Source organism: Kribbella lupini (genome assembly GCF_039529595.1).
Lineage (GTDB): Bacteria > Actinomycetota > Actinomycetes > Propionibacteriales > Kribbellaceae > Kribbella > Kribbella lupini.
In genome coordinates this window covers 1,626,900-1,635,607 of the sequence record NZ_BAAANC010000001.1, presented here as the reverse complement: position 1 = coordinate 1,635,607, position 8,708 = coordinate 1,626,900, and the positions used below count along the sequence as shown (strand labels likewise).

At 70.5% G+C, this 8,708-nt stretch carries 6 protein-coding genes, 1 tRNA gene and 1 pseudogene; 1 reads left to right on the top strand and 7 read right to left on the bottom strand.

The genetic code is table 11. The features are described from left to right. The 6 genes and pseudogenes from ABD235_RS07495 to uvrA form a co-directional block, all read right to left on the bottom strand. Positions 1 to 2,724, bottom strand: a pseudogene (locus ABD235_RS07495) (hypothetical protein); the annotation flags it as partial. 18 nt (positions 2,725 to 2,742) lie between these two features. Next, positions 2,743 to 3,159 (bottom strand): DUF6507 family protein, encoded by a 417-nt coding sequence (locus ABD235_RS07490; protein ID WP_344171348.1) that lies wholly within the window; start codon positions 3,157 to 3,159, stop codon positions 2,743 to 2,745. Between the two features lie 152 nt (positions 3,160 to 3,311). Then, positions 3,312 to 3,620, bottom strand: coding sequence for a hypothetical protein (locus ABD235_RS07485; protein WP_344171346.1), 309 nt, complete (start codon positions 3,618 to 3,620; stop codon positions 3,312 to 3,314). 19 nt (positions 3,621 to 3,639) lie between these two features. Then, positions 3,640 to 3,960, bottom strand: coding sequence for a hypothetical protein (locus ABD235_RS07480; protein ID WP_344171344.1), 321 nt, complete (start codon positions 3,958 to 3,960; stop codon positions 3,640 to 3,642). Between the two features lie 136 nt (positions 3,961 to 4,096). Next, entirely contained in the window at positions 4,097 to 4,429 is a 333-nt protein-coding gene (locus ABD235_RS07475; protein WP_344171342.1) for a hypothetical protein, read from the bottom strand. Positions 4,430 to 4,619: 190 nt separating this feature from the next. Beyond that, positions 4,620 to 7,664 (bottom strand): excinuclease ABC subunit UvrA, encoded by a 3,045-nt coding sequence (gene uvrA, locus ABD235_RS07470; protein ID WP_344171340.1) that lies wholly within the window; start codon positions 7,662 to 7,664, stop codon positions 4,620 to 4,622. Positions 7,665 to 7,878: 214 nt separating this feature from the next. Here uvrA and ABD235_RS07465 point away from each other — a divergent pair, with 214 nt between their 5' ends. Next, entirely contained in the window at positions 7,879 to 8,538 is a 660-nt protein-coding gene (locus ABD235_RS07465) for an MBL fold metallo-hydrolase (RefSeq protein ID WP_344171338.1), read from the top strand. Between the two features lie 52 nt (positions 8,539 to 8,590). On the opposite strand, the gene ABD235_RS07460 is transcribed toward ABD235_RS07465, so the two are convergent. Next, positions 8,591 to 8,663: transfer RNA gene (locus tag ABD235_RS07460), tRNA-Pro, on the bottom strand. Positions 8,664 to 8,708 lie beyond the last annotated feature (45 nt).

The following is an 8,708-nucleotide window of genomic DNA, read 5'->3' as shown; positions in this document are numbered from 1 at the left end:
GTTCGGCTGGTGCGGTGTCGTCCCGTGGGGAGCATCAGCTCCGTGCGGCCCCCGACCACCGACGTGCGGGGCCACGACCGGCGGTACGACGTCGCCGGTGTGCGGCGCGTCCGGCGTCCGGGTCGGGGCTTCCGGCGTGTGCCGGGCCGCAGGCGCGTCCGGGGTGTGGGGCGCGTCCGGCGTACGGGTGTTCGGGGAGTCCGGCGTGTGGTGCGCCGCCGGGGCGTCCGGCTGGGACCTGGGCGCGTCCGGCGTCCGGGGAGCGTCGGGCGTGTGGTGCGCGTCCGGGGTTCGCGGTACGTCGGGCGTGTGGGTACTCGGCGAATCCGGCGTGTGCGTCCGCGGCGCGTCCGGAGTCCGCGGCGCATCGGGCGTCCGCGGGGCGTCGGGCGTGTGCGGCGCGTCAGGCGTGTGCGTCCGCGGCGCATCCGGAGTCCGCGGCGCGTCAGGCGTGTGCGTCCGCGGGGAGTCGGGCGTGTGGGTCCGCGGAGTGTCCGGGCTGTGCGTGCTCGGCGAGTCCGGCGTGTGCCGGGCAGCCGGGGCTTCGGGCGTGTGCGTCCGCGGGGAGTCCGGGGTGTGGTGCGCGGGAGCGTCCGGCGTACGCGGCGCATCCGGCGTGTTCGTCCGCGGCGAATCCGGCGTGTGGTGCGCCGCCGGAGCGTCGGGCGTGTTGGTCCGCGGGCTGTCGGGCGAGTGGTGGCTCGGCGCGTCCGGGGTGTGCGTGGGGGAATCCGGCGTCCGGGTGCCCGGCGTGGTCTGCCCGTCGGCGTGGCTCGTCGGCGACGAGTCGCCGTGCGACGTGCTCGGGCTGTCCCCGTGCGAAGTGCTCGGCGAGTCCCCACGGGAGGTCGGAGCGTCGCTGTGCGAGCTGCTCGGCGAGTCCCCGCGCGACGCCGGAGCGTCGCTGTGCGAGGTACTCGGCGAATCCCCGCGCGAAGCCGGGCTGTCCGAGTGCGACGCAGGCGAGTCGGAGCGCGAGGCCGGGCTGTCGCCGTGGGAGGCCGGGCTGTCGCCGTGCGATGTCGGCGCGTCCGACTGCGACCCCGAGCCGTCGGAGCGTGACCCCGGCGCATCGCTGCGCGAAGCTGGCGCGTCCGAGTGCGACGCCGGGCTGTCGGCCGCGGACGAGTTGTCCGTCCGGGCCGGTCCGTCCTGCCGGGCAGGAGCGTCGTTGTGCGCGGCTGGCGCATCGCTGTGCGACGCGGGCGAGTCCGACGCCGGGCTGTCCGAACGCGACGCAGGCGAGTCCGAGCGCGAAGCCGGAGCGTCCGAGTGGGACGCCGGCGAGTCCGAGTGCGATGCCGGGCTGTCCCCACCGGTCGGCGAGCTCGGGGTGTCCGAGCGGCCGGACGGGAAGTCCGATCCGCTCGACGGGCTGCTCGGGCTGTCGACGTGGACCGGCGACGACGTCGTGCTCGAGGTGTGCGAACCGACCGAGACCGGCGTGTGGTCCACATTCGGTACGTCGACCGCGCCGGCGTGCGTGACGCCGCCCTTCGACGTCGGGATGTCCAGGCCGCCGAACTTCGCCAGGCCGCCGATCACCGGGGCGTTGCCGACCTTGATCACCAGGTCGGAGACCTTCGGCAGCTTCAGCGCGGTGTTGATCGCGAGCTGGCCGGGGCGCAGCTTGCCGGCGACGTTCATCGCGACGTCGGCGCCCTTGGCAACCTTCGCGGCGGCGGCGCCGTACTTGCCGCCGATCGCGGCCGCACGCACACCACCCGCGGCACCACCGGTACCGATGGTGGTGATCACGTTGAAGCCGACCTGGCCGAGCGCGCGCCCGGGGTCCTCGCCCCACATGTCCCAGGCGACCATGCCCTTGAGCACGGTGATGCCGACGGTGTCCAGGTACGCCGCGGTCTCGGGGAAGGCGACGTGCATGAAGACCGCCGCGCCGGGGATCGCGTACATCGCCGCGGACGCGAGCGTCAGACCGACGCCCTTCCAGGCCTCACCGGCCTTGTCCCAGCCGGCCAGCTCGTGGCCGAAGATGCTCTCCACGCCGATCGACTTGAGCAGCGGCTGGATCGGGATCAGCGTGGTGAGCGCGTCCAGCGTGCCGAGCAGGCCGTCGACGAACACGCCCTTGAGCACTCCGCCGACGAAGTCGACCGCGTCCTCGTACCAGGGGGCGTCGTACTCGAGCGGCTTGCCCCACGGCGGGTCCTTCTCCTCCTCGCCCTTGTCCTCCGGCGGCTTCTCGCCCTCGCGGAGGCCGCTGTCCTCCCACTTCTTGCCGCCGTACAGGTCGGCGATCGCGTTCGCGCACTTGCGCTCGGCGGCGTTGATCGCGTCGAGGTGACCCTGCAGGTCCTTGTGGAGCTGGTTCTCCTCCTTGACCCAGTCCTCGTTGTCGTCGATCTCGTCCTCGGGGGTGTCGCCGACCTTGCGCTTCCAGGCGTCGGCGCGTTCGCGGACCGTGGCCAGGCCCTGCTTGTCGTCGGCGACCTCCGACACGAAGACGTGCAGCGCCGCACCGATCTTGCCGAGGTTCGGGCCGAACAGCTCGCCCTCCTGCTTCACCGGCAGCATCGCGGCGGCCAGCAGGTGGGTCTCGGGGCCCTTGGCGTAGTTGGTCTCGATGTTGTTCCGGAACTTCTTCTCCAGGTTCACACCGATCGACTTGATCTCTTCGCCGACCGCCGAGAGGTCGTTGGCCGCCTTGGTGACCTGCTCCAGGTTGCCTTCGAACTTCGGGATGCCCTCGGGCTTGATCATCGGTTCGTCTCCCCCGGGTCAGACGGCGCGGTAGTTGGACGGCGGCTGCTGCTGCGCCTGCTCGGCGCGGGCCGCGGCGGCGGCGTTGCGGATCACCTGGCGAGGGTCGACGCCTTCGGCCAGCTGGACACCGCGCTGGGCGGCCAGCGCCATCTCCTGGTGGCCGTTGGCCAGGGCGGTCAGCGCGTTGACGGTGCCCTTCATGACGTCACCGGTGTGCTTGACCATGCCGGGCAGCGAGTCCTTCCACTTCTCCACGAACTCGCCGATCGCGACCCCGATCAGGCCGCCCTTGCCGCTCATCGAGGCCTGGGTGGCGGCGGTCTCCAGCCCGCTGCTGAGCTTCGTGCCGATCGCCTCGAACCCCGCGGCATCGGTCTGCATGCCCTGCAGCCCCTGCATCGCCGCCGTCGCCTCGACAGTCCAGTTGACCATGCCTCTACCTCTCGCCGCCCCGCGCAGGGCTCACCCGTGAAGTTCGTCGTACGTACTGCGTGCCGTCGCCGTCGACGGCACCCCCGCGGCGGCGCGCGAGAGCGCGCGCCGGCCTGCGGCGTGGCGGGGAGCCGCCCGGGCTCCCCCGCGGATCAGGTGTTGCCGATGTCCGTGACGGCCTTGGAGGCGGCCTTGAACGCGGTGTCCGCGTGCGTGTCGAACTCGGCCAGCGTGCTCGCCAGCGACTTGATGATGCCCTGCACCTCGGTCGCGGCGGCGTTGAACTTCTCCTCGACGGCGCCGTAGTCGTCCATCACCTTGGTCATCGTCGCGTCGCCGCGCATCGCCTTCACGTTCGCCTGGTGCTGGGCGATCAGCGTCTCGATCTGCGCCGAGAGGCTCTTGATCGCGGCCTGCGTCTCGCCGCTGGCACCGCTGTCGTAGCTGTTGCGTCCACCCATGAGTCTGTCTCTCCCCGTCTCAGCGCTTGTTGAACTTGGCGCCGTCGAAGTTCGCCGCGCCTTCGCTCTTCTTGGCGGCCTGGGCCATGTCGCTCATACCGGTCTGGGTCGCGGCGTCCATGCCCTGCTGACCCTTGTTGATCGCGGCGAGCCCGGCGTTCAGGTCGGCGGCGATGCCGTCGACGCGGCCTTTGAAGCTCATGAAGGCGTCGTGGCCACTGCCCTGCAGCTTGCCCTCCAGCGGCTGTGCGGCCGCGGCCAGGCGCTTGACCAGACCACCGAGGTCCTGGGTCTTGCCACCCGTCTTCTTGGCCAGGGTGCTCAGGGTGTCCTTACCCATGTCCCAACGCTGTCCACCCACGATTGCTGTCCCTCCGAAGTGATCTGCCGGCTGCCTTCCTGCCCACCATAGACGCGGCCGGGGTCGCGTCCGGTTCCCGGCCGAGCGGCCGGGATCCTTGCTGTGGCAGGGTGTTTCAGGACCGCGGCGGCGTGGGCGGCCGCGGTGTGCCGCTGGGCGGCGGGGTCCCCGTCGGGTCCGGCGTGCTGCTCTCGCCGGGGGTCGCCGGAGAACTGGGGCTCGGGGCAACGGGTCCGTTCGGCCCCTTGCTCTTGGAGTCCTGGATGAACGAGTAGCCGACGCAGCCCGCGCACACGACCGCGGCGACCGCCGCGCTGGCGAACAGCTTGGTGATGCCCTCGTCGAGCGTGTTCCGCGACCGGGCCGAACCGAACAGCCAGGCTTCCCGCAACCGCCGGCGCCGTACGGCCACCGACTCGATCAGCTGGGTGTCGTACTGCCGCGACACATGCACCCCTTCGGTCCGCTACCTCGTCCGCGCCCAATCTAAACGCTCGAAGGGTTACCGCTGCCCACCACCCCGACCGTTCCACCAGAACGAAAAAGGTGGGCGGACCGAACCGGTCCGCCCACCTGTGAAGCTCATCCCGCAGCCCGCTCCGCAGGTCAATCCGCCTGCAGGCAGCTCGTACCGCAGGTCAGCCCGCGGCGCGCTTGGCCGCGGCCTTCCGCGCCGGAGCCTTCTTCGTGGTGGTGATCTTCGCCGTGGCTGTGGCCTTCTTCACAGCCACCGCCTTCTTCGCCGGAGCCTTCTTGGCCGCCGTCTTCTTCACCGGCGCCTTCTTCACGGGCGCCTTGACCGTGGCCTCGGCCGCCTTCTTCGCGCTCGGCTTGGCGGCCCGCCCGTGCAGGATCTCAGCCAGGAACTGTCCGGTGTACGACGCGGGGTTGGCCGCGACCTCCTCCGGCGTACCCTCCGCGACCAGCGTGCCGCCGCGGCGACCGCCCTCGGGTCCGAGGTCGATGATCCAGTCGGCGGTCTTGATCACGTCCAGGTTGTGCTCGATCACCAGCACCGAGTTGCCCTTGTCCACCAGTCCGCCGAGGACGCCGAGCAGCTTGCGGATGTCCTCGAAGTGCAGACCTGTGGTCGGCTCGTCGAGCACGTACACCGTCCGGCCGGTCGACCGCTTCTGCAGCTCCGAGGCCAGCTTCACGCGCTGCGCCTCACCGCCGGACAGCGTCGGGGCCGGCTGACCGAGCCGGACGTAGCCCAGGCCGACCTCGTTCAGCGTCTTCAGGTGCCGGGAGATCGCCGGGATGGCGGCGAAGAACTCGGCCGCCTCCTCGATCGGCATGTCCAGGATGTCGGACACGGTCTTGTTCTTGTAGTGCACCTCGAGCGTCTCGCGGTTGTACCGCGCGCCGTGGCAGACCTCGCACGGCACGTAGACGTCGGGCAGGAAGTTCATCTCGATCTTCAGCGTGCCGTCACCGGAGCAGGCCTCGCACCGGCCGCCCTTGACGTTGAACGAGAACCGGCCCTGCTGGTACCCGCGGACCTTCGCCTCGGGCGTCTCCGCGAACAGCTTGCGGACGTGGTCCCAGACCCCGGTGTACGTCGCCGGGTTGGACCGCGGGGTGCGGCCGATCGGCGACTGGTCGACGTGGATCACCTTGTCGACCTGGTCCAGGCCGGAGATCTTGGTGTGCCGGCCGGGGACCGCGCGGGCGCCGTAGATCTGGCGGGCCAGGGACGTGTAGAGGATGTCGTTGACCAGCGTCGACTTGCCCGAGCCGGACACGCCGGTGACCGCGACGAACACCCCGAGCGGGATGGTCACGTCGATGTCCTGCAGGTTGTGCTCGCGCGCGCCGTACACGGTCAGCTCGCGGCCCTCGGTGAGCGGACGGCGGACCGGCGGGATCGGGATCTCGCGGCGGCCCGACACGTACGCGCCGGTGATCGAGTCGGGGTGGTTGCGCAGGTCCTCGACGGTGCCGGAGACGACGACCTGGCCGCCGTGCTCACCGGCGCCCGGGCCGATGTCGACCACCCAGTCGGCGTGGTCGATGGTGTCCTCGTCGTGCTCGACGACGATCAGCGTGTTGCCCAGGTCCTTCAGCCGGACCAGGGTGTCGATCAGCCGCCGGTTGTCGCGCTGGTGCAGACCGATCGACGGCTCGTCCAGCACGTACAGCACGCCGACCAGGCCGGAGCCGATCTGCGTCGCGAGCCGGATCCGCTGGGCCTCGCCGCCGGACAGCGAGCCGGCCGGCCGGTTCAGCGCCAGGTAGTCCAGGCCGACGTCGAGCAGGAACCGCAGCCGCTCGCCGATCTCTTTGGTGACCCGCTCCGCGATCTGCTTCTCCCGCGGGGTCAGGTCCAGGTCGACCAGGAAGCCGTGCACCTCGTCGATCGACATCGCGCTGATCTCGGCGATGTTCTTGCCGCCGAGCGTGACCGCGAGCGAGATCGGCTTCAGCCGGGCGCCGTTGCAGGTCAGGCACGGGACCTCGCGCATGTACTCCTCGAAGCGCTCCCGGCTGGTGTCGCTGGACGCCTCGGCGTGCCGGCGCTCGACGTACGGGATGACGCCTTCGAAGGTCGTGTAGTACGAGCGCTCGCGGCCGTACCGGTTCTTGTACGAGACGTGGACCTGGCGGTCGTGCCCGCTCAGCAGCGCCTTCTGCGCCTTGGCCGGCAGCTCGCCGAACGGCGTGCTCGACTTGATCTTGAGGTCCTTGGCGAGCGCGCTCAGCAGGCGCTCGAAGTACTGCGAGACGTTCGCGCCGGACCACGGCTGGATCGCGCCCTCGTCGAGCGACTTCGACGGGTCCGGGACCAGCAGCTCGGGGTCGACCTCCATCCGGGTGCCCAGGCCGGAGCAGGCCGGGCAGGCGCCGTACGGCGAGTTGAACGAGAACGAGCGCGGCTCGAGCTCGTCCAGCTGCAGGGGGTGGTCGTTCGGGCAGGCGAGCTTCTCGCTGAAGCGACGCTCCCGGTACGGGTCGTTCTCCTCGAGGTCGACGAAGTCCAGCGTGACGATGCCGCCGGACAGGCCGAGCGCGGTCTCGACGGAGTCGGTCAGTCGCTGCTTGGCCGAGGCCTTGACCGCGAGCCGGTCGACGACGACGTCGATGGTGTGCTTCTTCTGCTTGTCGAGCTTCGGCGGCTCGGTCAGCTGGATCGTCTCGCCGTCGACCCGGGCCCGGGAGAAGCCCTGGCCGGTCAGCTGGCGGAAGAGGTCGAGGTACTCCCCCTTGCGGCCGCGGATCACCGGTGCGAGCACCTGGAAGCGGGTGCCCTCGTCGAGCTCCAGCACCCGGTCGACGATCTGCTGCGGGGTCTGCTTCGCGATCGGCTCGCCGCACTCCGGGCAGTGCGGCCGCCCGGCACGGGCGAACAGCAGCCGCAGGTAGTCGTAGACCTCGGTGATCGTGCCGACGGTCGAGCGCGGGTTGCGCGAGGTGGACTTCTGGTCGATCGAGACGGCCGGGGACAGGCCCTCGATGAAGTCGACGTCGGGCTTGTCCATCTGGCCGAGGAACTGCCGGGCGTACGCGGACAGCGACTCCACGTAGCGCCGCTGGCCCTCGGCGAAGATCGTGTCGAACGCGAGGCTCGACTTGCCGGAACCGGACAGACCGGTGAAAACGATCATGGCGTCGCGCGGCAGGTCGAGCGAGACGTCCTTCAGGTTGTGCTCACGCGCTCCACGCACGATCAGACGGTCAGACACAAGCTCACTCTCAGCCGTTCGAAGGGTTCAGGGACAGGCCCGATACAGGCTAACGAGGCCCACCGACAAAAACTTCCGGGCCGGATCCCGGGGCTCCGCCTTCGAAAGTATATTCGATCGCCTCACCCTCGACGAACGAGCGGTACCCGCCCCGGGTCACGGCCACACCGGTGCTTGTCGCACCGCTCGTCGCGCGGGGTGCGAGGATCGTCACATGAGTGACTACCACGGCAACGTCCACGTGGGCGGGCCCGCGCAGACGCACGAGCTGGCCCAGCTGATGATCTCCAAGGTCGCCGTCGGGCCGATGAACAACAACGCGTACCTGCTGCGCTGCCGGCAGACCGACGAGCAGGTGCTGATCGACGCCGCCAACGACGCGAGCACCCTGCTCACGCTGATCGGCGCCGGCGGGATCAGCCGGGTGATCACCACGCACCGCCACGGCGACCACTGGCAGGCGCTCGCCGAGGTCGTCGCGAAGACCGGCGCGACCACGATCGCCGGCCGGTACGACGCGGAGGGCATCGACGTACCGACCGCCGTCGAGGTCGAGGACGGCGACGAGATCAGCTTCGGCGTCGTCGGCCTCCGCGTGATCCACCTGGTCGGCCACACCCCCGGCTCCATCGCCCTCCTGTACGACGACCCGAAGGGCGCCCCGCACCTGTTCACCGGCGACTCCTTGTTCCCCGGCGGCGTCGGCAACACCCAGGGCGACGCCGAGCGCTTCACGTCCCTCGTCAACGACGTCGAGTCCAAGCTGTTCGCCCAGCTCCCCGACGAGACCTGGGTCTACCCGGGCCACGGCGCCGACACCACCCTCGGTACCGAACGCCCCCACCTCCCCGCATGGCGCGAGCGCGGCTGGTGAATCCGGCAACGCGAAAGGGCACCGGCGTGATGCCGGTGCCCTTTGCGCTGTGTCGGGCTGGCCAGACTTGAACTGGCGACCCCCGGTCCCCCAGACCGGTGCGCTACCAACTGCGCCACAGCCCGAACCGCCTGCTCCGAAGAGCGAGCGGGTAAACCTTACCCCATCAT